The sequence below is a fragment of the Vibrio sp. genome (assembly GCF_038138445.1).
In the GTDB taxonomy this organism is placed as follows: Bacteria; Pseudomonadota; Gammaproteobacteria; order Enterobacterales; family Vibrionaceae; genus Vibrio.
In genome coordinates, this window is the sequence record NZ_JAYQDQ010000002.1 from 121646 (window position 1) to 144582 (window position 22937).

23 protein-coding genes and 1 other RNA gene are annotated in these 22937 nt (G+C 43.4%); 17 read left to right on the forward strand and 7 right to left on the reverse strand.

The genetic code is table 11. The annotated features are described in order from the left end of the window. Window positions 1–33: 33 nt before the first annotated feature. The 3 genes from degS to zapG all read right to left on the reverse strand — a co-directional run bounded on the left by degS (window position 34) and on the right by zapG (window position 3169). Complete coding sequence (gene degS, locus AAFM34_RS01325) at window positions 34–1101, reverse strand: outer membrane-stress sensor serine endopeptidase DegS (protein WP_341659169.1); 1068 nt, start codon at window positions 1099–1101, stop codon at window positions 34–36. Window positions 1102–1216: 115 nt separating this feature from the next. Then, a complete protein-coding gene (locus AAFM34_RS01330; protein ID WP_341659170.1) occupies window positions 1217–2584 on the reverse strand; it encodes a DegQ family serine endoprotease in 1368 nt (455 codons plus the stop codon). 126 nt (window positions 2585–2710) lie between these two features. Continuing rightward, complete coding sequence (gene zapG / locus AAFM34_RS01335; protein WP_341659173.1) at window positions 2711–3169, reverse strand: Z-ring associated protein ZapG; 459 nt, start codon at window positions 3167–3169, stop codon at window positions 2711–2713. 151 nt (window positions 3170–3320) lie between these two features. On the opposite strand from zapG, the gene zapE reads away from it, so the two are divergent. From zapE to sspB, 8 genes are all read left to right on the forward strand, one after another. After that, complete coding sequence (zapE, locus tag AAFM34_RS01340; RefSeq protein ID WP_341659175.1) at window positions 3321–4424, forward strand: cell division protein ZapE; 1104 nt, start codon at window positions 3321–3323, stop codon at window positions 4422–4424. 231 nt (window positions 4425–4655) lie between these two features. After that, window positions 4656–5084: a 50S ribosomal protein L13 gene (gene rplM, locus AAFM34_RS01345; protein ID WP_341659177.1), complete on the forward strand. Its 429-nt coding sequence runs from the start codon at window positions 4656–4658 to the stop codon at window positions 5082–5084. Between the two features lie 15 nt (window positions 5085–5099). Further along, complete coding sequence (rpsI, locus tag AAFM34_RS01350) at window positions 5100–5492, forward strand: 30S ribosomal protein S9 (protein WP_114785086.1); 393 nt, start codon at window positions 5100–5102, stop codon at window positions 5490–5492. 321 nt (window positions 5493–5813) lie between these two features. Then, the gene (petA, locus tag AAFM34_RS01355) at window positions 5814–6407 is read left to right on the forward strand and encodes a ubiquinol-cytochrome c reductase iron-sulfur subunit (RefSeq protein WP_341659181.1); all 594 of its coding nucleotides are present in this window, start codon (window positions 5814–5816) and stop codon (window positions 6405–6407) included. Next, window positions 6407–7672 carry a cytochrome bc complex cytochrome b subunit gene (locus tag AAFM34_RS01360; protein WP_341659267.1) on the forward strand — a complete coding sequence of 422 codons (1266 nt, stop codon included), beginning with the start codon at window positions 6407–6409 and terminating at the stop codon, window positions 7670–7672. The genes petA and AAFM34_RS01360 overlap by 1 nt, the downstream gene beginning before the upstream one ends. Then, window positions 7669–8406, forward strand: a complete 738-nt coding sequence (locus AAFM34_RS01365) for a cytochrome c1 (RefSeq protein WP_341659182.1) — start codon at window positions 7669–7671, stop codon at window positions 8404–8406. The genes AAFM34_RS01360 and AAFM34_RS01365 overlap by 4 nt, the downstream gene beginning before the upstream one ends. 97 nt (window positions 8407–8503) lie before the next feature. Then, window positions 8504–9139 carry a stringent starvation protein SspA gene (sspA, locus tag AAFM34_RS01370; RefSeq protein WP_341659184.1) on the forward strand — a complete coding sequence of 212 codons (636 nt, stop codon included), beginning with the start codon at window positions 8504–8506 and terminating at the stop codon, window positions 9137–9139. Between the two features lie 18 nt (window positions 9140–9157). Further along, complete coding sequence (gene sspB, locus AAFM34_RS01375; RefSeq protein WP_341659186.1) at window positions 9158–9649, forward strand: ClpXP protease specificity-enhancing factor; 492 nt, start codon at window positions 9158–9160, stop codon at window positions 9647–9649. Between the two features lie 28 nt (window positions 9650–9677). On the opposite strand, the gene AAFM34_RS01380 is transcribed toward sspB, so the two are convergent. Genes AAFM34_RS01380 through AAFM34_RS01395 form a run of 4 tightly spaced genes read right to left on the reverse strand, consistent with a single transcriptional unit; the run spans window position 9678 to window position 13008 of the window. After that, the gene (locus AAFM34_RS01380; RefSeq protein ID WP_341659188.1) at window positions 9678–10244 is read right to left on the reverse strand and encodes a BON domain-containing protein; all 567 of its coding nucleotides are present in this window, start codon (window positions 10242–10244) and stop codon (window positions 9678–9680) included. A gap of 3 nt (window positions 10245–10247) precedes the next feature. Next, window positions 10248–10838 carry a phosphoheptose isomerase gene (locus tag AAFM34_RS01385; protein WP_284192399.1) on the reverse strand — a complete coding sequence of 197 codons (591 nt, stop codon included), beginning with the start codon at window positions 10836–10838 and terminating at the stop codon, window positions 10248–10250. A gap of 3 nt (window positions 10839–10841) precedes the next feature. Beyond that, entirely contained in the window at window positions 10842–11210 is a 369-nt protein-coding gene (locus AAFM34_RS01390) for a YraN family protein (protein ID WP_341659192.1), read from the reverse strand. Then, window positions 11194–13008, reverse strand: a complete 1815-nt coding sequence (locus tag AAFM34_RS01395) for a penicillin-binding protein activator (RefSeq protein WP_341659194.1) — start codon at window positions 13006–13008, stop codon at window positions 11194–11196. Before AAFM34_RS01395 ends, AAFM34_RS01390 begins: the two co-directional genes overlap by 17 nt. 63 nt (window positions 13009–13071) lie before the next feature. Between AAFM34_RS01395 and rsmI the strand changes: the two genes are divergently transcribed. The 9 genes from rsmI (at window position 13072) to murD (ending at window position 22932) form a co-directional block, all read left to right on the forward strand. Then, complete coding sequence (gene rsmI / locus AAFM34_RS01400; protein ID WP_341659196.1) at window positions 13072–13935, forward strand: 16S rRNA (cytidine(1402)-2'-O)-methyltransferase; 864 nt, start codon at window positions 13072–13074, stop codon at window positions 13933–13935. A gap of 120 nt (window positions 13936–14055) precedes the next feature. Beyond that, an RNA gene (gene rnpB, locus AAFM34_RS01405) (RNase P RNA component class A) lies at window positions 14056–14450 on the forward strand. Window positions 14451–14635: 185 nt separating this feature from the next. Next, the gene (gene rsmH, locus AAFM34_RS01410) at window positions 14636–15586 is read left to right on the forward strand and encodes a 16S rRNA (cytosine(1402)-N(4))-methyltransferase RsmH (RefSeq protein WP_341659198.1); all 951 of its coding nucleotides are present in this window, start codon (window positions 14636–14638) and stop codon (window positions 15584–15586) included. A gap of 6 nt (window positions 15587–15592) precedes the next feature. After that, a complete protein-coding gene (gene ftsL, locus AAFM34_RS01415; protein ID WP_341659200.1) occupies window positions 15593–15910 on the forward strand; it encodes a cell division protein FtsL in 318 nt (105 codons plus the stop codon). Between the two features lie 119 nt (window positions 15911–16029). Next, window positions 16030–17667 (forward strand): penicillin-binding transpeptidase domain-containing protein, encoded by a 1638-nt coding sequence (locus AAFM34_RS01420; RefSeq protein ID WP_341659269.1) that lies wholly within the window; start codon window positions 16030–16032, stop codon window positions 17665–17667. A 9-nt stretch (window positions 17668–17676) separates the two neighbouring features. Next, window positions 17677–19161: a UDP-N-acetylmuramoyl-L-alanyl-D-glutamate--2,6-diaminopimelate ligase gene (murE, locus tag AAFM34_RS01425; RefSeq protein ID WP_341659202.1), complete on the forward strand. Its 1485-nt coding sequence runs from the start codon at window positions 17677–17679 to the stop codon at window positions 19159–19161. After that, window positions 19158–20516, forward strand: coding sequence for a UDP-N-acetylmuramoyl-tripeptide--D-alanyl-D-alanine ligase (murF, locus tag AAFM34_RS01430; RefSeq protein ID WP_341659204.1), 1359 nt, complete (start codon window positions 19158–19160; stop codon window positions 20514–20516). Before murE ends, murF begins: the two co-directional genes overlap by 4 nt. Further along, window positions 20513–21595, forward strand: a complete 1083-nt coding sequence (gene mraY, locus AAFM34_RS01435) for a phospho-N-acetylmuramoyl-pentapeptide-transferase (RefSeq protein WP_341659206.1) — start codon at window positions 20513–20515, stop codon at window positions 21593–21595. Before murF ends, mraY begins: the two co-directional genes overlap by 4 nt. Beyond that, complete coding sequence (gene murD, locus AAFM34_RS01440; RefSeq protein WP_341659208.1) at window positions 21595–22932, forward strand: UDP-N-acetylmuramoyl-L-alanine--D-glutamate ligase; 1338 nt, start codon at window positions 21595–21597, stop codon at window positions 22930–22932. Before mraY ends, murD begins: the two co-directional genes overlap by 1 nt. Window positions 22933–22937: the final 5 nt, after the last annotated feature.

The following is a 22937-nucleotide window of genomic DNA, read 5'->3' on the forward strand; positions in this document are numbered from 1 at the left end:
ACCCCCATGGAGTCATGGGGGGTTTTTAATAGATTAGATTTCTCTCGTGTCTTCGGCAATGGTTACTTTTATTGTTTGTTCCTCACCTTTTCTTAGGATGAGCACATCTACAACGGTCCCAGGCCTGAGTTCAGTTACAATGTCCATGACACTTTGTCGACCATTAATTTTGTTGCCGTCAATTTTAAGAATAATGTCTTGTGGTTCAAACCCAGCCTCTTCCCCTGGGCCGTTGGGATCGACACCAAGTACGACAATTCCTCCCATATGCTCATTGCCTAAAAGGCGAGAAGTAACAGAAGTAATATCTTGTCCATCAATTCCAATGTAACCTCGAATTACTCGGCCATCAGCAATGATCTTTTGCATAATTTTGTTGGCTAATGCGTAGGGGATAGCAAAGGAAATACCGTAGGTTTCAAGTTCGGTAGCCTGTTGAAAAGAAGCAGTATTGATACCGACTAACTCTCCTCTGGTATTAACTAAAGCTCCTCCAGAGTTACCATCGTTGATTGCCGCATCGGTTTGGATAAATGCCTGGCGTCCTCCGGTACTGATTGATGATCGCCCGGTAGCGGAAATGATACCAAAGGTTGTTGTTTGACCTAAGTTATATGGGTTGCCAATTGCCAATACCACATCCCCAACGGTCGGTGAGTATTCAAGGTTTAATGGAATAACAGGCAAGTTGTTACCTTCTACACGTAGTATGGCAATATCTGTATGTTTGTCGGTACCCACTAGCTGGGCGAATGCGACTCGACCGTCTTGTAATGCAACAACCACTTGATCAGCCTGTGCCACTACATGGTAGTTAGTAATTATGTAGCCTTTATGGCTGACAATCACACCAGAACCTAGGCTCTGAGTTTGCAACTTTGAACGGTTACCTTCAGAATATTTCCTACTATAGATGTTCACCACCGCCGGAGCTGCTTTTCGAACAGCACTATTAAAAGAAATTTCTTGAGCCGATGTAATGCTATCTTTACCACTGAAATCATCATGAAGAATATTGCTTCTGAGGGATGGAATCGCTAACAGCAGTAAAAGTGCTGTTGCCAAGCCTAGCCCAATTGAACGCAACAGGAAATGCAGCATAGCCTCGCCACCACCCTATAATTGAGACAAGTGGCGAAAGAATAGCATTAGATGAGAGAATAATAAAAGGATGGCAGAAGATACTACCATCCTTTGACACAAAGAATAGCTATCTCTAGCGCACAACAAGGTAAATTGTACGTTCTCCTCGTTGAATATTGAGAGCTAGTACACCTGGTTGTTTATCAAGTACTTTTCTAAATTCAGCTATGTTCTTAACGCGTTTACGATTAACACCAATTATGATGTCGCCCTTCTGAAGTTGATAAGTTGCAGCTTGTGAGCCTTTTTCTACAGAAGCAACTTTAACTCCTTGAACAGAATCACTTGAGGTTGTGTTGGTCAACTCTGCGCCAGATAATCCTTCGTGAAGTTTATCTGCTGATGCTTTCATGTTTTGCTGTTCACCTAAGGTGACGTCATAATCCTCTTTCTTTCCATCACGAATTATACCAAGTGAGACTTTTTTACCTGCACCCAAAGTCGCCACTTTCGCTCGTAATTCGCTGAATGAGTTAATGTCTTTGCCGTTTACAGATACAATAACATCGCCAGCTTTTAGTCCAGCTTTATCGGCAGCACTGTCTGGTACCACCTGACTAACAAAAGCCCCTTTGCTTGATTCATAGCCTAAAGCATCCGCGAGTTCAGATGTAATTTCTCCTCCTTGAACACCCAACATGCCCCGTTTAACTTCGCCAAATTCTAGAATTTGATCGGTTAGGTTGGTCATCATATTAGAGGGGATCGCAAAACCAATACCGACGTTACCACCGCTAGGGCCCAAAATAGCCGTATTGATACCAATCAGCTCACCTTGCAAGTTAACCAAGGCTCCACCTGAGTTTCCGCTATTAATGGCAGCGTCTGTTTGAATAAAGTTTTCGAAGTTTTCGATATTAAGTCCACTACGTCCAAGAGCAGAAACAATCCCTGAGGTAACGGTCTGACCCAAACCGAAAGGGTTACCTATAGCAACAGCAAAATCACCGACTCGTAAAGAGTCTGAATCTGCAATCTTAATTTCCGTTAAGTTTTGCGCTTTTTCAAGTTTTAGAAGCGCAACATCAGACATTTTATCGCCGCCGACGAGTTCTGCGTCGTATTCTCTGCCATCATGGAGTTTGACGCGAATTTTTTCCGCTCCATTGATGACGTGATAGTTAGTGACAACATAAGCCTTATCTGCATTAATGATCACACCAGAACCTAACCCTCTAAATGGGCGTTCTTGCAGTTGTTCTGTTGGGAATTCTGGCCCAAAAAAGAAACGGAATTGCTCGGGAATACGCTGCTTAGCAACTTGAGTGCCTTCAACAGCAATGCTGACGACAGCTGGTGTTACTTCTTCCAGCATAGGGGCAAGACTGGGTAACTGCTGACCAGAAACGACAAGAGGAAGAGCTGCTGTTGCTGGTGTTGGGGTGATGAGTGAACTTAAGCTTAAGGAAAGAACGGATAAAGCAAGCAAAGGTTTTTTCATCTGATAACTCCTAGTTTTAGTTAAGGCCTGTGACTTAATATTTGTGTAAAAAATAAGAAATCAAACGACACTTACGGGAATTATGACTAAAAAACCTTTACAAAGTTCACTGTGGGTAGCTTGAACTTATGATGCTTCAGCCGCTATGGCCTGATCTGCGCTGAGTTGCTGTTTTTTTTCTTCCTTGAGTAGGCCCGTTGAACCTGAGGCATAATCTTTAGGTGCCTCACTTATGATGGAAGCTGTTTTTTCATTGGGTGCTTTTGTTGAAGCATCCGATTGCTCAGCTACCTTCTTACTAAACGGATTATCCTGTTCTGGAAGGCTAGGCAGTAACTCAGAAGATGTCTTAGCCATATGCTGGTATAGTTTGGTGTATTCTTTGCCTAAAGAATCCAACATATCAGCTGTTTGAGCAAAGTGGTCTGTGAGATCTTGTTTTTGTTGCTCAAGTTCGAACTTTGCACTTTCTAAATCTTTTTGGATGGTTTTTTGTTTTTTGTATCCCGGAGTAGTAATGCGCGAGATGATGATGCCTAAAACCGTACCAATAAGCAAACCTACGAGGGCGTAAATCCAAAGCATATTCGCTCCTTATCATTGTTATTTAACATGTTTTTCACCGAACGGTTACACATGCTCAGTGACATGTTACTATGAGAGGCCAAGACGATAAAGAAAAATGCGTGTGCACTGCCTAGCAGTTTGTCTTCTTTTAAAGCATTTGAGTAAAGTAATGACACCATTAGATATCTATACCCAAGACATTAAAAAACATGGGTTCCAGCAAGATGAAGCGCAGCTCAAGGCTGTTCAATCCTTAGACAAGCTTTTTCATGATTTTGTTCGCTATGTGGACAGCTCAGTAGTGAAAGAGACCGGATGGAAACGTTGGTTTAGTAAAGCTAACCCCCAGCCAGTAGTCCCTAAGGGACTGTATTTTTGGGGAGGTGTAGGACGTGGGAAAACGTATTTAATGGACACATTTTACGAAGCTTTACCCTGCGAAAAAAAGATGCGTGTCCATTTCCATCGCTTCATGTACCGAGTTCATGATGAGTTGAATTCTCTGGGGGATGTCAATGATCCGTTGGAACTTGTTGCAGATAAATTTAAATCTGAAGCGGATATTATTTGTTTTGATGAGTTTTTTGTATCGGACATCACAGATGCCATGATACTTGGTACTTTATTTCAGGCATTATTCCGACGTGGAGTTGTATTGGTAGCAACCTCTAATATTCCTCCTCAAGATCTTTATCGAAATGGTTTGCAACGAGCTCGCTTTTTACCCGCTATTGAACTCATTCAAAAAAATTGTCAGATACTCAATGTAGATAGTGGAATTGACTATCGTCTTAGAACCTTGGAGCAAGCTGAGATTTATCACTTCCCTCTTGATGAACAAGCAGGTATTAATCTTTGCCGCTACTTCGAGCAATTAGTCGGAGAGAATAAACAAGGAGAGACATGCATAGAAGTCAACCATCGTCAGATAGACATAATTAATTCTTATGAGGGTGTACTTCATGCAACCTTTGAGCAACTTTGCCAATCTGCGAGAAGCCAAAACGATTACATCGAGCTTTCACGACTCTACAATACAGTGCTGCTCGCAGATGTGAAGCAAATGGGACGGTTGAGTGATGATGCTGCACGACGCTTTATTGCATTAGTCGATGAATTTTACGAACGTAATGTTAAATTAATCATCTCAGCTGAAGTTGCTATGGAAGATTTATATACCCAAGGTCAATTGGAATTTGAATTTCAACGCTGTCAGTCACGTTTGATAGAAATGCAAAGCCATGATTACCTAGCGAAAGAGCATTTAGCATAAAGGAGTGAAGGTATTTGCTCTGGCAAGAAAAAAAATCGACTTTTTTGCTGAAAAGAGGTGATTTTTTCAACTGACTTCTCTATAATCCTGCGACCCACCGTTACTGCAGACCAAGTCCTAACGGATTTAGGGTCGAGAGTGCCAACCACTCGAAGGGGTGATGACTGGGCTCTTAGTCAGTGGGAGCAATGCTCCTTAAGTGTAAATTTTAATTAACGGGTTATTATTAGCATGAAAACTTTCGTTGCTAAACCAGAAACTGTAAAACGCGACTGGTACGTTGTAGACGCTGAAGGTAAAACTCTTGGTCGTCTAGCAAGTGAAATTGCATCTCGCCTACGTGGCAAACATAAAGCTGAATACACTCCACACGTTGACACTGGTGATTACATCATCGTTGTAAATGCGGAGAAAGTTACTGTAACAGGTAACAAGGCTAAAGGTAAGATCTACCACCGTCACACTGAGTTCCCTGGCGGCCTAAAATCAATCAGCTTCGAGAAGCTTATTGATCGCAAGCCAGAGATGGCGCTTGATCTAGCAGTTAAAGGTATGCTACCACGTGGTCCTCTAGGCCGTGCTATGTACCGTAAGCTGAAAGTTTACGCTGGTGCTGAGCACAACCATGTTGCTCAACAACCACAAGTACTAGACATCTAATCGGGGATTTCGAAAATGGCAGAGAATCAATACTACGGCACTGGCCGTCGCAAAAGCTCAGCTGCACGTGTTTTCATTAAACCAGGCAGCGGCAACATCGTAATCAACAAGCGTGGTCTTGATGAGTACTTCGGTCGTCCAACTTCTCGTATGGTTGTTAAGCAGCCTCTAGAGCTAGTTGAACTAACTGAAAAACTAGATCTATATGTTACTGTTAAAGGTGGCGGTATTTCTGGTCAAGCTGGTGCTATCCGTCACGGTATCACTCGCGCTCTAATGGAATACGATGAGTCTCTACGTCCAACTCTACGTGCAGCGGGTTACGTAACTCGTGATGCTCGTTGTGTTGAGCGTAAGAAAGTTGGTCTACGTAAAGCACGTCGTCGTCCACAGTTCTCCAAGCGTTAATCTTTCGTCAAAGATTATTCCCGGTGTATTCATCGGAACTTGGTACCCAAAGCCTGGCATTTTGTCAGGCTTTTTGTTTTCTAGTCATAAATACCTCTCTTTATATCCACCTCGATAACTTATTTTCTGCTAATCTTTCTTTTGTGAGCGAACGGGCTATTTACTTGACGCTTGTTGCAAAAAGGTACCTTTATCTTGTCAAAAAGTAGGGTTTTAATTATCATTTGCCGTCAAATACATACAACTAGATTCGTATTTTTTAGCCATGCTCTGTAATAGGAATAATAATAATCCAAAAGGAGCAACTGGGAGAATGTTTGGATGAGCAATGCGCCTTTAAATAACGGTCGCAGACGTTTCTTGACCGCTACAACTGCCGTTGTAGGGGGTCTCGGAGCTGCTGCTGTCGCCGTTCCTTTTATTAAATCTTGGAACCCAAGTGAGAAAGCAAAAGCTGCGGGTGCCCCTGTCGAAGTTGAAATCGGTAAGCTTGAAGAAGGGCAAATGGTTCGTGTCGAGTGGCGTGGTAAGCCCGTTTGGGTTGTTCGCCGAGCGCAGTCTATTGTTGACGGGCTAAAGAGTATCGATGGTCAACTTCGTGACCCATCATCGGGAGAAGAGCAGCAACCTAGTTATGCACAGAATGCTTATCGCTCCATCAAACCTGAGTACTTTGTTGCAGTGGGCATATGCACGCATTTAGGCTGTTCACCAACTTATTTACCGGACACTTTTAGTGAACAAGTCCAAGGTGTGAAGTCAGGATTCTTTTGCCCATGTCACGGCTCTAAATTTGATATGGCGGGGCGTGTTTTCCAAGGAGTGCCAGCTCCTTTGAATCTTGTTGTTCCGAAACATATGTATCTCACGGATACCAGAATTATTATCGGTGTTGATGAAGAAGGAGAAGCATGATGCAAGCTCTACTTGATTGGGTGGAAAAACGCATACCAGCGATGAATGCGTATAAAAAGCACCTCTCTGAATACCCGATGCCAAAAAACTTTAACTTCTGGTATCTATTTGGTTCATTGGCAATGTTGGTTCTGGTCAACCAACTTTTGACAGGTATCTGGCTAACGATGAACTATGAGCCATCTGGCGATGGTGCATTCGCTTCTATTGAATACATCATGCGTGATGTTGATTATGGCTGGTTGCTACGCTACATGCATTCAACGGGTGCCTCTGCGTTCTTTGTGGTTGTTTATCTGCATATGTTCCGTGGTTTGATCTATGGTTCCTACCAAAAGCCACGTGAACTGCTGTGGATCTTTGGTATGTTGATCTTCCTTGTATTGATGGCAGAAGCCTTTATGGGATACCTATTGCCTTGGGGGCAGATGTCGTATTGGGGAGCTCAGGTAATCATCTCTTTGTTTGGCGCGATTCCTGTGATTGGCGACGATCTGACGCTTTGGATTCGTGGTGACTATGTTATTTCGGGTGCAACGCTAAACCGTTTCTTCGCACTGCATGTGATTGCTCTGCCGATTGTGTTGTTGCTTCTTATTGTTTTACATGTTCTAGCTTTACACGAAGTAGGTTCGAATAACCCTGATGGTATTGAAACCAAATTGCCGAAAGGCACCATGGGTGATGATTATAAAACTCAGTTTAAATTCCACAATGATTACACGAAGAAATATGACATCATTGATAGCATCCCATTCCACCCATATGGAACGGTGAAAGACTTAATTGGGGTTGCCGGGTTCTTGTTTTTGTTCTGTTATGTGCTGTTCTTCAACCCTGAAATGGGAGGCTACTTTCTAGAGCCACCTAACTTTGAAGCTGCAAACCCTCTCAAAACACCAGAGCATATTGCCCCTGTTTGGTACTTTACACCTTTTTATGCCATCTTACGTGCTGTGCCAGACAAACTTATCGGTGTTATTGCCATGGGAGCATCCATTGCAGTGCTATTCGTTTTGCCTTGGTTAGACCGCTGTAGAGTTCGTTCTTATCGCTATCGTAGTAAGTTCCATTTATTCAATATCATCCAGTTTACAATCAGCTTTATTGCCTTGGGTATACTCGGTGCGCTTCCTGCGACCCCGACATACACTTTGCTAGCGCAGATTTTCAGCGTAGCTTACTTCATGTTCTTCGTATTGCTGTACTTCTACAGTAAGAATGAAGCGACTAAGCCACTACCAGAAAGGGTGAACTTCAAATGAAAAAATGGATTGTAACTTTATTTGCAATGCTGCCCTCTCTCGCGATAGCAGCAGGGGCTAATGTGCCTTTGGACAAGGCGAATAATGATTTGAGTGATCAAGCCTCGTTACAAAATGGTGCTAAGTTGTTTATGAACTACTGTTTTGGTTGCCACTCATCTCAGTATCAACGTTACGAGCGTGTAGCAAGAGATATAGGTATCCCAGTTGAACTACTTAAAGAAAACCTGATCTTTGATCCTAATGCTAAAGTTGGCGATCTTATGGAAAATGCTATTCCAGATAAGGCTGCGGCAAAATGGTTTGGAGCAACCCCTCCTGATCTAACCTTAGTCGCTCGTGTTCGTGGTGTTGACTGGTTATACACTTACCTTCGTTCATTTTATGAAGACCCTTCTAGGCCGTTTGGTGTCAATAATATAGTCTTCCCGAGTGTAGGTATGCCTCATGTATTAGAAGAGCTGCAAGGAATTCCTCGCCCTATTTATGAAACTAAAGTTGTTGATGGCCAAGAGCACAAAGTGGTTGTGGGCACTGAAAGTAATGGCAAAGGAGAACTTAATCAGGAAGAATATGATGACGCAGTTCGTGATCTGGTTAACTTCCTTGAATACTCTGGAGATCCGGTTAAATTAGAGCGTCATGCATTAGGGTGGTGGGTGATGGCCTTCTTGGTCATTTTCACCATTGTTGTCGTCTTGCTGAAGAAAGAATATTGGCGCGATGTCCATTAATTGTGCTAATATGCGGTGCTAATTCCAAATTTTATTGTTGATAATGGAGGCTTAGCCTCCATTATTTTTTATATCTGTATGTGTGCTGGAGGGCTCCATGGCTGTAGCTGCCAATAAACGTTCTGTGATGACTCTATTTTCAAGTGCATCTGATATGTATAGCCATCAGGTCCGTATCGTCCTGGCTGAAAAAGGTGTAAGTGTTGAAGTTGAATTAGTCGATGAAGCAAACCTTCCTGCTGAATTGATTGAACTAAACCCTTATAAATCAGTACCCACTCTAGTTGATCGAGAGCTAGCGCTATACGACTCAAAAATCATCATGGAATACTTAGATGAGCGATTTCCTCATCCACCATTGATGCCTGTTTATCCTGTTGCGAGAGGAAACAGTCGTTTGATGATTTACCGTATTGAGAAAAACTGGTATTCACTGGCAGATAAAATTGCTAGTGGTAATGCTGACGAAGCCGAAAATGCTCGTAATAAGTTGCGTAACGATCTACTGACTCTGGGGCCAGTTTTTGCTGAGTTTGAATATTTTATGAGTGAAGAGTTCAGCTTAATTGATTGTTATCTTGTTCCTCTGTTGTGGCGTTTACCTCAGTTAGGTATTGATCTCATCGGACCAGGCTCAAAAGAACTGAAAGTTTATATGAATCGTGTATTTGAACGTGATTCATTCTTAGCGTCTCTAACTGAAGCTGAGCGTGAAATGCGCCTGAGTCGCTAATTCTAACTAGGAAGCGAAATGGACATAGCAAACATGACGCCACGTCGACCATATATGCTAAGAGCATTTTATGATTGGTTAGTTGATAATGACTTGACCCCTCACCTAGTGGTTGCTGCTACCCTACCCGGAGTTCGTGTACCCACGGAGTTTATTCAAGATGGACAAATTATTTTGAATATCGCTCCTCGAGCAGTTGGTGATCTAGAATTGGGTAACGAGGCTATTACGTTCAATGCTCGCTTCTCTGGTCGCCCACATAGTGTGATTGTTCCTCTGTATGCAGTTCAAGCTATATATGCACGTGAAAACGGTGCTGGGACTATGTTTGAGCCAGAGGATGCTTATGACGATGAGGTAGTGGGACTTGATGAAGATTCGTTGTCAACTGAAGAGCATGATGGTGAAGGTTCAGGTCTTTCATTGGCGACAGAGGTTACTGATGACCCGACTCCTGATGATGAGCCTCCCAGACCTAAAGGGCGTCCAAGCCTTCGAGTAGTAAAATAATAAAAAAGCAGCGTAAGCTGCTTTTTTATTAGTTGTTAGTTTTAAATGCTTTGATTACTTGTTGTACACCGGAAACATTTCTAGCCACATCGACAGCAACGTCTGCTTGTTCTGGTGTGAGATAGCCAAGTAAAAAGACTTCTTTATCTTCAGTAATAACTTTTACTTTGACGCCATTAAGTTTTTCATTGGTAAGCAAGGCTGACTTTACTTTAGTTGTTATCCAACTGTCATGGCTAATCTGGCCAATAGACAGAGGCTCTTTTATCCGAACTTGATTGTGTATTTTCTTTACATCTTTTATCTTTTGAGCTTTAGAAATGAAGCTATTAAGAAGCTCAGAGTTACTTGCTTGGCCTATCAAAACAACGGTACCATCATAAGAACTGGCTGAAATTCTTACTTGATGCTGAAAAGGAGCTTTATTGGCGATGCCAGCAACCTCAAATTCGATATTGTTGTCATCCCAAATTTCTTGTGTAGTGCGAGTGTCTGTGACTATGTTGGCCGTCGTTGCTGCACCAGCGACAAAGAGGCCTGCACAGCCTGTAGTGCCGATTAGGGCGCTTATGAGTAATGCGCTTAAATACTTCATGAGTTATTCATCGTGAGCCGGAAATAGAACTTGATCGATAAGATCGCACAAGCAGTGAAGCGTCACCATATGCACTTCGTGAATTCTGGCTGTTCTGTGAGATGGAATCCTAATTTCGACATCATTATCACCTAATAGTCCGGCCATTTCACCACCATCTTTACCAGTAAAAGCAATGATCGTCATGTCACGGGTCACGGCAGCTTCCATCGCCTTGATGATGTTTTTGCTATTTCCGCTGGTTGATATTGCCAAAAGGATATCACCGGCCTGCCCAAATGCTCGGACTTGTTTTGAGAAGATTTCTTCGTAGTGGTAGTCGTTAGCGACGGCAGTGAGAGTGGTATTATCTGCCGTTAGAGCCATAGCAGGCAAGCTGGGGCGTTCAGTTTCAAATCGGTTGAGCAGGCAAGACACAAATTGCTGGGCATTGGAAGAAGAGCCTCCATTGCCACAACATAATATTTTATTGCCATTGAGTAAGCTAGCAACCATTGCTTGTGCTGCGTGAGTGATAGCATCAGGCAATGCTTCTGCTGCTGCAATTTGAATCTGAATACTTTCTGTAAAGCTATCTTTAATGCTGTCTAGCATTGATTATCCTTGAGTTATTGCGTTTTTTATCCATTCGATTTGCTGGCCGTGTTGGTGAATGGCTATAAGGTCAAATCGAAAGTCAGTAGTATGAACCGATTTACCCTGTTTCATCAACCATACATTGGCCGCTTTGATGAGTTTGAGCACTTTACTCTGGTTTACTGTTTCTGCTGCATGGCCAAAATATTGACTTGAGCGATAGCGCACTTCAACAAACACTATGCTAGGGCCATCTAGCATTATAAGATCGAGTTCACCTCCCTTTACATGGAAGTTCTTTTCGATACTAGTTAGCCCTTTGCCAATCAGAAACCGCTCAGCCAAAGCTTCATAATGTTCACCACTCTGGCGTTTACTCAGCTTGTCCATATTCAGCCCAACTGATTTCACGTTGCACTACACAACCTGAACTGAGGCTCAGTAATCCAGTATTGCCTTGCAGAGTATATCCATCAACCACTTTCATTTGCGGAAGTTGTTCCATTAATAAATATGCGTCCATACCAAGAGCTTGTAATCGCTTTTCTGAGTTTGAATCTTTGGGCCAAAGCTGATCCATTTGTGCTTCAAGTGTCTCATTAGGCTGAACAAGTAGTGGGATATCGCTGTACATTACCCCAGACAAATCTTCATATTGTTGGCGCCCGCTGTTACTGCGTGAATTAGAAAATAGCTTGGGTGGTACAGTGTCAGGGTTAACCGCAACCTCAATAAAAGGTTTGATTAAGGTAAGTTCAGCATTTCCAGCAACAATATAGACAGCGTCTATGTCACGTCTACTGCGAGGCTGGGTTTTGAGAGGGATGTTAAGCAGTGATTCCATTTGTGCGATATGCTGCTGGCTTTCCTGCAAACCAAATACTTTGTTGATGTCTTTTTGAAGCTGACGTTTATCTCCAAACAGATTCACCGCAACGTGATTATTACTGTGTTTTTTCCATTCTTGCTCAAAGGCTTCGACAACGCGCGTACCTAGGCTTCCCTGAGGCGCCAAAATCAGTGGGTAGCGGTAACCTTGTGAATATAAATGTTTTGCTGCCTGTGAAACCTCTTGCTCAGGAGAAAGAGCTAGATAACAAGTGTTATTCCCAGGCTCCAAGTTATCGGGAATGTTGAGTGCAAGTGTAGGTACAGGCTGTGAGAAACTAGATTGGGCTTGGGTGAGCTTGTCTATGTTGCTTTTGATCAATGGCCCCACTACAAAGTCGATACGCTTCTCTACCAGGGTTTGTTCTAGCTGTTCAACCGTAGTGTTATTGGTGTCAATAATGGTCAGGCTGGCATTTTCATCACGCTGGGTATCGTTCATCATCTCTAAAATGAAGCCGTCACGGATCAATTGTGCCTGTTTAGAAAACTTGCCTGATAGTGGTAGCAGTAGAGCAGTGTTTACAGGCTTAGTGACTTCTAGATTGAGAAGATCAATAATTCCTGACGGAGTATATAGCGCGGCAGGGTGGTTAGGGTTCTCTTCGAGCCATTTCTCAAGGGTATTCTTCAACTGAGAAAGGTTAGCAGATAAGGTTTTTGTATAGATACTTAATTGCAACCAACCATCTAAAACTTCTTCATCACGGTTAGCGGTAAACTCTGTGATCTGATATTGATTATATTGACTTAAGTTGTCCCAAATGTTCTGAGATATACCTTTTTGTTGCGCAGGTTGTGCGTATTTAGCCGAGGCAACCAGCTCCCGAGCAGCTTCAAAATACTTGGCCTGCTGGTTGAATAATTGAGCTCTAACTTGGTGATAGGCTTGCCACTGTACATCGGCTAACTTCCACGAAGCATTAAAGTTTAAGTTTTTTAAGGCTTCATCATAGTGAGCTTGTTTAATTAATAATTCTGTACGTGCTAGTTGCCACTCTGCTTGCTGCATGTGAGAAAGGTCTTGCCTAGCTAAGCGGCGGATGAGTAAATCACTTTGAGTGTAATCATTGGATTTTATCGCAGCTTTCAGTGCCATGATTAGCCAGTCATTTTGAATATTGCCTTGACTGCTGTCAGCCCGCATAAGGTAAGTTCGTGTTGATTGATTTGGAGAAAGAGTGATATCAACGTTTGTTTGCTTAGATGGTGCTGTAGAACAAGCTGTCAAAATGACAGCAAGGGCTACAGGAGTCAGTATGCGTGTTACACTGAGTCTCTTGTGGTTGTTCATAGCCATGAGTTATTAACTATTTCCGTACAAAATTTTATCTATATTAATCGTTGAAGTGATGGTAAACAAATGACAGATAAAAAAACCTTACCAACCGAGGTTCCAACTCTTTACATTGTCCCGACGCCAATTGGCAATTTAGGTGATATCACTCAACGGGCTCTTGATACATTAACCAATGTTGATCTTATCGCTGCCGAAGATACTCGCCACACTGGCAAGTTGTTATCGCACTTTGGTATTTCGACAAAAACCTTCGCTTTGCATGATCATAATGAGCAGCAAAAAGCGCAAGTTTTAGTTGAGAAACTGTTAGCTGGATACTCTATTGCACTTGTTTCTGATGCTGGTACCCCATTAATTAGCGATCCAGGATATCATTTAGTGACAAAGTGTCGTCAGGCTGGCGTTAAAGTTGTGCCGCTTCCTGGTGCATGTGCTGTTGTCACCGCCTTAAGTGCATCTGGTTTACCTTCCGATCGTTTTAGCTTTGAAGGCTTTTTGCCAGCCAAAAGCAAAGGACGAAAAGATAAGTTTCTTGAAATTGCTAAAGCTGAGCGTACCTGTATTTTCTATGAATCACCACATAGAATACTTGATTCCCTTCACGATATGTTAGAAATCCTAGGGCCTGAACGTGAAGTGGTTCTGGCTCGTGAGTTGACTAAAACCTTTGAAACGATTCAAGGCTTACCCTTAGCTAAGTTAGTTGATTGGGTTAAGTCAGATGACAATCAGCAAAGAGGGGAAATGGCATTGCTTATTCACGGGTATCGAGCTGTTAGCGATGACTCTTTGCCTGAAGAAGTAACACGAACACTGGCTATATTAAATAAAGAGTTACCTCTTAAAAAAGCTGCAGCTTTGGCAGCTGAGATATACAACTTAAAGAAAAACGCACTTTACAAATGGGGGCTTGAGCACCTTGAATGAAAGAATTAATCGAATGTATTTAGGTAACTTGAGATGATTTTTTCGCCGGTTGTTCGTTTGATTTCATCATATTTGTGATCTCACTAGACACTAGGTGTTAATGTCTATACAATCCGCCTCGGAGTTGACTGGGTAGTCGCTGCTTTATTGATGTCCTTTATCCATGTGGTAGGGGAGACTGATAAAGGGGAGGAAAGTCCGGGCTCCATAGAGCAGGGTGCCAGGTAACGCCTGGGGGGCGCAAGCCTACGACAAGTGCAGCAGAGAGAAGACCGCCGATGGCTCGTTAGAGTACAGGTAAGGGTGAAAGGGTGCGGTAAGAGCGCACCGGACGACTGGCAACAGTTCGTTGCAAGGTAAACTCCACCCGGAGCAAGACCAAATAGGCTTCCATATTGCGTTGCTCGCGTAAGGAGGCGGGTAGGTTGCTTGAGCCAGTGAGCGATTGCTGGCCTAGACGAATGGCTACCGCCGCGTATGCGGAACAGAACCCGGCTTATATGTCGGCTCCACCTATTCGAAACCCATCATAACACTAATGTTATGATGGGTTTTTTGCTTTTTATTGACGAACATACTGCCGTAAGCACTAAACTTAGCGCAATATCACGTGTACGATTTAGCATAGGTGGCGATCCTAGTCCAAATCAGTAAACTGGATAGTCTGAACGCATGGGTGCAAGAACGAGATACAAATACAATGACCGAAGAATTTAAGCACATTTCCGTACTACTGCACGAATCTATCGATGGTTTAGCAATTAAGCCTGATGGTATTTACATTGATGGAACTTTTGGTCGAGGTGGTCATAGTCGTCAGATACTCAGTCAGTTAGGGGAGGCTGGCCGCTTGTTCAGTATTGATCGTGATCCTCAAGCTATTGAGGAAGCTAAGACTATTAATGACGCACGGTTTAACATTATTCATGGCCCTTTCTCCGGTATGGCGGAATATGCAGAGCAGAGAGGTTTGGTTGGCAAAGTGGATGGCGTCTTACTTGACTTAGGTGTTTCTTCTCCTCAACTCGATGATGCTGAACGCGGCTTTAGTTTTATGAAAGATGGTCCTCTCGATATGAGAATGGATCCAACATCTGGTATCCCAGTCTCTCAATGGCTATTGGAGGCTGATCTTGATGACATCACTTGGGTTATTCGAGAATTTGGCGAAGACAAGCATGCTCGTCGTATTGCGAAAGCCATAGTTAACTATCGCGAAAATGAAGACAATGAGCCTTTGACACGAACCAGTCAGTTAGCAAAACTCATCTCAGATGCTGCTCCTAAGAGTTTCAAAGAAAAGAAACACCCAGCCACACGTACTTTTCAAGCATTTAGAATCTACATAAATAGTGAGTTAGAAGAAATTGATACTGCATTAAAATCGGCTGCTAGTATTCTTGCACCTAAAGGGCGTTTATCTGTGATCAGTTTTCACTCGTTGGAAGATAGGATGGTAAAGCGATTTATTCGTAAAGAAAGCAAAGGTCCAGAAGTTCCTCACGGTATTCCATTGACAGAAGAGCAAATCAGCGCACTGGGTAGGGCTAATTTAACACCTATTGGTAAAGCGATTAAACCCTCTAAACAAGAAGTTGATGTTAATACCCGATCTCGCAGCTCTGTGCTTCGAATTGCAGAAAAATTATAGGTAAACATGAACAAACCTGTTCCCAACCTGGCTAAGCTCATCGCATTAGATCTTGTTACTATCGGTCGAATACCTTTATTGGTTCTTGCTTTAATTTTCGCCTCTGCGATGGCTGTTGTGTTTACTACTCATCATACACGTCAAGCGATTACAGAAAAGGACTTGGCTCTGCAGGAACGTGAGCGTCTGGATAATGAATGGCGTAATTTATTGCTTGAAGAGACGGCATTAGCAGAACATAGCCGAGTACAAGAAATTGCAAAGGACGAATTGCAGATGAAGCGTCCAGATGCAGATAAAGAGGTGGTTATCGACCTACCATGAGCAAAAATAGACAGTCTTCTGCAGCAAAGAAAACATCCAATAAAGTATCGAAAAAAAAGCCTGCGCATACTGAGCAGCCAAGTCTAATACGCTGGCGTTTCTATCTAGTTCTAGTGGCTATGTTTGTCGCATTCTCAGCACTGATCGCTAGAATTGCTTATATCCAAATTGTTGAGCCAGACAATCTCATTCAACAAGGTGACTTACGTTCAGTGCGAGCTAAAACGATTCACTCTGCTCGTGGAATTATCTCAGATCGCAATGGTGAGCCACTTGCAGTCAGTGTTCCCGTTGAAGCTGTGTGGGCTGATCCTGTAACCATTTTTAAACGCGATGGTTTTAGCAATATGGATCGTTGGTATGCGCTTGCTGACGTGCTTGGCCTAGATCGTGAGAAAATGATTGAAAAAATTCGTCGTAGTAAGTCTCGCCGCTTTATTTATCTTCAGCGTCAAGTGAGCCCTGCGATGGCCAATTATATTCGAGAGTTAAAACTCGCGGGTGTTGGACTGAAAGCTGAATCGCGTCGCTATTACCCCACAGGCGAAGTGAGTGCCCATATTGTAGGCGTAACAGGTATCGATGGGCATGGTTTGGAGGGTGCTGAGCGCAGTTATGATAAATGGCTAACAGGGGAAGCAGGAAAACGCATTATCCGCAAAGACAGATATGGCCGAGTGGTTGAGAATATTTCCCTTGAAGAGAGGGAGCAAGGTAAGCCTTTAGACCTAACCATAGATCAGAGAATTCAAGCCATCGCTTATCGCTCTATTAAGCAGGCAGTCGCTGATTATAGAGCGACATCGGCAACAGCTGTTATCCTTGATGTTAAAACAGGTGCAGTGTTAGCCATGGTTAATGCGCCTTCATACAACCCCAACAATCGATCCGATCTCCAATCTGCCAAGATGCGCAACCGTGCTATAACCGATGCCTTTGAGCCAGGTTCTACAGTGAAACCCTTTGTCGTTTTGGCTGCTCTCGAAAATGGGGTAGCCGATAAAGATACTATTATTGACACAGGCAATGGCATTATGCCCATCGGTGGTCAGAAGGTGCGTGATGTCTCTAAAGTAGGTAAAGCAGACTTGACTACCATTTTGAAAAAGTCGAGTAATGTTGGTGTTGCTAAGCTTGCGCTAGATATGCCTCTTGAAGCCCTATTGGGTATGTACAGCTCAATAGGTTTTGGTGAGCTGTCAGGGCTAAATCTTGTTGGCGAGACGCAAGGCATTTTTCCTAACCGTCGCCGCTGGTCAAAGTTTGAAATCGCCACTTTGGCATTTGGATATGGATTATCCATAACCCCGTTGCAGTTGGCACATGCCTACGCAACTTTGGGTAATTACGGTAAATACCAACCAATTCATATTATCGAAAGTAATCAACAAGACTTGTCACGTCAGGTGATTAATAAAGAAAACGCTCGAGTCGTACTTGATATGCTCGAGACGGTAACACAACCAGGTGGTACTGCAACGAAAGCAGCGGTTCCTGGCTATCGTGTGGCTGCTAAAACAGGAACATCACGTAAGGCAATTGCGGGCGGTTATGGTGATGAGTATTTTGTCTACACTGCGGGAATTGCGCCAGTGAGTAACCCAAGAATTGCGGTTGTTGTACTTGTTAATGAGCCTCAAGGTGACAACTATTACGGAGGTTCGGTCGCAGGCCCTGTATTTTCTGAAATCACTAAAGGCACGTTACAAATTCTTAATGTTGCCCCTGATGAGAACCGATTTAAAAAAGATGAATAGAGAATCAAAATGGCCCAATCAATGACTCTTATTGAGCTACTTGCACCTTGGCTAGATATTTCGGCTGACAAAAGCCTTGATATTGTTGTTCATAAGCTTGAACTGGATAGTCGCCGGGTTAGCTCTGGATGCACTTTTGTAGCAGTGAAAGGGCACATGGTTGATGGTAGGGACTTTATCAACTCGGCGATCCACCAAGGGGCAAACGCAGTCATTGCTGAAACCGAAGAGCTAGACAGCCATGGTCAAATTGAGTGGCGTGGTAATGTGCCTGTGATTTATGTTGAGGGTTTAAATCAGTATCTTTCACATATCGCAAGCCGGTTGGTGCCGCTAAAGAATAATCGTTTGATTGCAGTGACAGGAACCAATGGTAAAACGACCATCACGCAGTTAATCGCTCAGTGGTTGGATCTTGTGGGGCAAAAGTGCGCGGTTCTTGGTACTACCGGTAATGGGTTTCTTGATGCTTTGCAGCCAGCGGCCAATACAACTGGCCATGCATTAGAAGTTCAGGATATTTTATCCGCACTAGAGCAGCAAGGCGCTCAGTATACCGCAATGGAAGTGTCGTCCCATGGTTTAGTGCAAGGCCGGGTTAAAGCACAGCAGTTCGCGGTAGGTGTCTTCTCCAATCTAAGCCGTGATCACATAGATTATCATGGCAGCATGGAGCAATACGCGTTAGCTAAACGTTCGCTTTTTACAGAGCATAACTGCGAACAGGCTGTCATTAATATCGATGATCCGGTAGGCGCTTCTTGGGTTAAAGGTGTTAAGCCTTATATTCCAGTATCTCTGTCGCCGATCGCATCTGGTCAAGGTATATATGCGACCAGTGTGAGATATGCATCAACGGGGATTGAACTGACCTTCTCTGGTCAATTTGGTGATGGACACATAAGCGTACCTTTAATTGGTGAGTTTAATGCTAGTAATATACTGCTTGCTTTGGCAACCCTGCTCTCGCTCGGAATTGAGAAGAAGAAACTACTAGATACCGTTAGTCAGTTGAAATCAGTTTTGGGTCGTATGGAGTTATTTCAAGTCGAAGGAAAGGCGAAGGTTATCGTTGATTACGCTCATACTCCTGACGCATTGGAAAAAGCATTGTTGGCACTAAAAAAGCACTGTAATGGCAGACTCTGGGTGCTTTTTGGCTGCGGCGGAGATAGAGACAAAGGTAAGCGACCTATGATGGCTTCTATAGGTGAAAAATTGGCAGATGAAGTGATCTTAACTGATGATAATCCTCGTAGCGAATCACCCAAAGAGATTGTGAAAGATATGCTGGCTGGAATGACATTTCCCGCAAAAGTAATTGTGGAACACGATCGCTATCAAGCTTTGGCTTACGCTCTGCGGCACAGTTGCGCAGACGATATTATCTTGTTAGCAGGTAAAGGTCATGAAGATTACCAAATCATAGCTGATAAAACTCTACACTACTCAGATCGTGAATCTGCGTTACAACTTTTGGAGCTAACACAATGATCCCTTTGACTCTGTCACAATTGGTAGAAGTGCTCGATGCTGAGCTTATCGGTGATGATGCCGTGGTGAAGGAGGTCTCGACGGATACTAGAGTCATTGAACCAGATGCACTATTCGTTGCTTTGGTAGGTGAGCGATTTGATGCTCATGACTTTGTTGTTCAAGCTGTCTCCTCAGGTGCGTCAGCTTTGCTCGTTAGTCGCTGCGTCGATGTGAAAGTTCCTCAGCTGTTGGTTAAAGATACTAAAGTAGCCTTGGGGACTTTAGGTCAGTTCGTTCATCAGATCTGCCAGACACCTACGGTGGCAATCACAGGTAGCTGTGGTAAGACAACGGTTAAGGAAATGGTAGCAAGCATTATGGCTCAAAAGGGGCGAGTGCTATACACCTCTGGTAATTTTAATAATGACATTGGCGTGCCACTAACCTTATTACGCTCTCGACTCGAAGATGATTTTGCTGTGATAGAGCTAGGTGCCAATCATATCGGTGAAATTGCTTACACTACCCAGTTAGTCAACCCAGACGTTGCCCTTGTTAATAATGTAGCAGCAGCACACTTGGAAGGGTTTGGTTCAATGGAAGGGGTCAAAAAAGCAAAGGGTGAAATTTTCCAGGGGCTAAAACCTGGTGCTGTTGCCATCGTTAACTTGGATAGTCAAGGTGGGGAGTTATGGGAAGGGGTGTTATCTGACAAAACAGTAAAGACATTCTCACTCTCTGATAACAGAGCGCAATATAAAGCACGTAATCTAACAATGGATGTCAATGGCATGGCTTCCTTTACCATTGATACACCGGATACTAGTTTTGATGTTTCGTTGGGGATTATTGGTCAACATAACGTCGCAAATGCGCTAGCCGCTACTGCCCTCTCTGTTGAGTTAGGTGCTTCATCTGAAATGGTTGCTTCAGGGCTGGAAGCGCTATCCAAGGTCAAAGGTCGAGTTGAAAGTATTGAGCTCAGCGAGAATATTAAACTGATTGACGATAGCTATAACGCTAGTGTACCTGCTATGAAAGCTGCTGCAGATTTGTTGGGCAGCTTTAATGGTGTACGATGGTTTATTTTGGGCAATATGGCTGAGTTAGGTGAGGAAAGCCTTGCACTTCATCGTCAAGTCGGTAAACATGCGGCCCCATTTAAATTTGAATATGTGCTTACTTATGGAGCAGATAGCATAGCAATCAGTGATGCATGCCATGGTAAGCACTTTGATACTCATGACAGCATGATTGAGTTTATTAGGCAGCATATTGCCCAGCATAACGGCTCCCAGACAATACTTGTTAAAGGGGCGAATAGTGCAGGAATGAATCGAATTGTTGCTGCTGTGAAGGAGATGTATACATGATTATTTGGCTTGCAGAGCTTCTACAGCCATACTTTTCATTTTTCCGTTTATTTGAATATTTGTCTTTTCGAGCCATCGTTAGTGTACTAACCGCTCTCGGTTTGTCGTTATGGATGGGGCCTCGCCTTATTAAGCGATTGCAAACATTGCAAATTGGCCAAGTAGTTCGTGATGAAGGCCCAGAATCTCACTTCAGTAAACGTGGTACCCCGACTATGGGGGGACTAATGATCTTAACGGCCATTATTACTACCGTCCTCGTTTGGGCTGATTTATCTAACCCTTACGTTTGGGCTGTACTCGCTGTATTGGCTGGGTATGGTACTGTCGGTTTTGTTGATGATTATCGTAAGGTTGTTAACAAAGACACTGATGGCCTTATTGCCCGTTGGAAATATTTCTGGCAATCAGCTATTGCTTTGGTGGTTTCTTTTGCCTTGTATGCTTACGGAAAAGATACCACAGCTACCCAGCTTGTAGTGCCTTTTTTCAAAGATGTTATGCCCCAGCTTGGGCTCTTCTATATCGTCCTTAGCTATTTTGTCATTGTTGGAACCAGTAACGCGGTTAACTTAACTGATGGTCTTGATGGATTGGCTATTCTGCCAACTGTGCTTGTCTCTGCCGGTTTTGCTGCGATTGCGTGGGCAACAGGTAACGTGAATTTTGCTAATTATCTCCACATTCCTTATGTCCCTCAGGCCTCTGAATTGGTTGTAGTATGTACCGCAATGGTTGGCGCAGGGTTGGGTTTTTTATGGTTCAACACCTACCCAGCACAAGTCTTTATGGGAGATGTCGGCTCACTTGCCTTAGGAGGGGCTTTAGGAACTATTGCGGTGCTCGTGCGCCAAGAGTTTGTCCTAGTTATTATGGGAGGAGTATTTGTTATGGAAACTCTCTCTGTAATACTCCAAGTCGGCTCATATAAAATTAGAGGTCAACGTATTTTTCGCATGGCCCCAATTCACCATCACTATGAGCTAAAAGGCTGGCCAGAGCCTCGTGTGATCGTACGTTTTTGGATCATCTCCATAGTGCTTGTTTTGGTTGGTTTAGCAACACTGAAAGTTCGTTAATGAAGCAGAGTTTGATTTTGGAACCTTGGCAAAATATTAATAGTGTTGTTGTTGTCGGTCTTGGTATGACAGGGGCTTCAGTCGTAAAGCACTTGTCAAACTTACCTAAAAAGTTAACGATTAAGGTGATAGACACGCGAGATCAGCCTCCGGGTATGGAGTCATTGCCCAAAAGTGTTGAGCTGTTTTGTGGTGGTTGGCCCCAAGATTGGATGACTGGTGTGGATCTCATAGTTGTTAACCCAGGTATTGCTTTAGCCACTCCTGAGCTTCAACAAGCTATTAATATTGGAATCCCTGTTATTGGAGATATAGAGCTTTTTGCTTGGCAAGTCGATAAACCTGTGATTGCCATTACAGGATCAAATGGTAAGAGTACGGTTACCGATCTCGCTGGTGTTGTGTCAAATGCATCAGGTATTAAGACGGCGATTGGTGGAAATATAGGGGTTCCGGCACTCGAGTTACTTGAGCAAAATGCTGATCTTTATATTTTAGAATTGTCGAGTTTTCAATTAGAAACGACGTCAAGTCTTTCTTTGGTTGCCGCCGCTTTCTTGAATCTTTCGGAAGATCATATGGACAGATATTCCGATATGGAAGCATATCGCCAAGCCAAGTTGCGTATTTTTACACATGCCCAAGTTGGTGTGGTGAATGCTGATGATTTAGCAACCTATCCAGAACAAAAAGATAGACGATTAATAGAGTTTAGTTTGGAGAAGCAAGCCGAGTATCATGTTGAATCATTAGATGGGCGAGAGTTTTTATGTCATAGAGATTCAGCAATATTAGCTGCCGATGAGCTTAGCTTGGTGGGGCGACACAATATGGCCAACGCTCTCGTTGTTCTGGCGTTGCTAAAGGAAGCAGGTGTAGATGTTGCTGAGGGGTTGGATGCATTAAAAGCTTACACTGGGCTGACTCACAGATGTCAGGTGGTATCTAATAAGCAAGGAGTTAAATGGGTAAATGACTCCAAGGCAACCAATGTTGCAAGCACTTTAGCCGCCTTATCTGGCTTGTCTCTTCCCGGTAAACTGTATTTACTTGTTGGAGGAGATGGTAAAGGCGCTGACTTTTCAGAGCTTGAGTCTGCTCTTAAACCCTTGGATGTTCAGCTATGTTGCTTTGGCCAAGATGGCAGATGCTTCATGCCACTTACAACCGATTCAAAGTATTTCGAAACGCTGGAAGATATTGTCCAGTGGGTGAGTTGTCGAGCCGAAAGTGGGGACATGGTTATGTTATCTCCAGCTTGTGCTAGCTTTGATCAGTTTGAAAATTTTATGGCTCGCGGTGATGCATTTACAGCGTTAGTCAGGCAACTAGTATAACTAAG

Coding starts and splice junctions, on each gene's coding strand:
- AAFM34_RS01385 (WP_284192399.1), bottom strand. CDS start 10,838: ATGCTAGACAGCATTAAAGATAGCTTTACAGAAAGTATTCAGATTCAA.
- AAFM34_RS01365 (WP_341659182.1), top strand. CDS start 7,669: ATGAAAAAATGGATTGTAACTTTATTTGCAATGCTGCCCTCTCTCGCG.
- rsmH (WP_341659198.1), top strand. CDS start 14,636: ATGACCGAAGAATTTAAGCACATTTCCGTACTACTGCACGAATCTATC.
- murD (WP_341659208.1), top strand. CDS start 21,595: ATGAAGCAGAGTTTGATTTTGGAACCTTGGCAAAATATTAATAGTGTT.
- AAFM34_RS01390 (WP_341659192.1), bottom strand. CDS start 11,210: ATGGACAAGCTGAGTAAACGCCAGAGTGGTGAACATTATGAAGCTTTG.
- AAFM34_RS01395 (WP_341659194.1), bottom strand. CDS start 13,008: ATGGCTATGAACAACCACAAGAGACTCAGTGTAACACGCATACTGACT.
- AAFM34_RS01380 (WP_341659188.1), bottom strand. CDS start 10,244: ATGAAGTATTTAAGCGCATTACTCATAAGCGCCCTAATCGGCACTACA.
- rsmI (WP_341659196.1), top strand. CDS start 13,072: ATGACAGATAAAAAAACCTTACCAACCGAGGTTCCAACTCTTTACATT.
- sspB (WP_341659186.1), top strand. CDS start 9,158: ATGGACATAGCAAACATGACGCCACGTCGACCATATATGCTAAGAGCA.
- rplM (WP_341659177.1), top strand. CDS start 4,656: ATGAAAACTTTCGTTGCTAAACCAGAAACTGTAAAACGCGACTGGTAC.
- murF (WP_341659204.1), top strand. CDS start 19,158: ATGATCCCTTTGACTCTGTCACAATTGGTAGAAGTGCTCGATGCTGAG.
- petA (WP_341659181.1), top strand. CDS start 5,814: ATGAGCAATGCGCCTTTAAATAACGGTCGCAGACGTTTCTTGACCGCT.
- murE (WP_341659202.1), top strand. CDS start 17,677: ATGGCCCAATCAATGACTCTTATTGAGCTACTTGCACCTTGGCTAGAT.
- zapE (WP_341659175.1), top strand. CDS start 3,321: ATGACACCATTAGATATCTATACCCAAGACATTAAAAAACATGGGTTC.
- AAFM34_RS01360 (WP_341659267.1), top strand. CDS start 6,407: ATGCAAGCTCTACTTGATTGGGTGGAAAAACGCATACCAGCGATGAAT.
- zapG (WP_341659173.1), bottom strand. CDS start 3,169: ATGCTTTGGATTTACGCCCTCGTAGGTTTGCTTATTGGTACGGTTTTA.
- sspA (WP_341659184.1), top strand. CDS start 8,504: ATGGCTGTAGCTGCCAATAAACGTTCTGTGATGACTCTATTTTCAAGT.
- rpsI (WP_114785086.1), top strand. CDS start 5,100: ATGGCAGAGAATCAATACTACGGCACTGGCCGTCGCAAAAGCTCAGCT.
- AAFM34_RS01330 (WP_341659170.1), bottom strand. CDS start 2,584: ATGAAAAAACCTTTGCTTGCTTTATCCGTTCTTTCCTTAAGCTTAAGT.
- degS (WP_341659169.1), bottom strand. CDS start 1,101: ATGCTGCATTTCCTGTTGCGTTCAATTGGGCTAGGCTTGGCAACAGCA.
- ftsL (WP_341659200.1), top strand. CDS start 15,593: ATGAACAAACCTGTTCCCAACCTGGCTAAGCTCATCGCATTAGATCTT.
- mraY (WP_341659206.1), top strand. CDS start 20,513: ATGATTATTTGGCTTGCAGAGCTTCTACAGCCATACTTTTCATTTTTC.
- AAFM34_RS01420 (WP_341659269.1), top strand. CDS start 16,030: ATGTTTGTCGCATTCTCAGCACTGATCGCTAGAATTGCTTATATCCAA.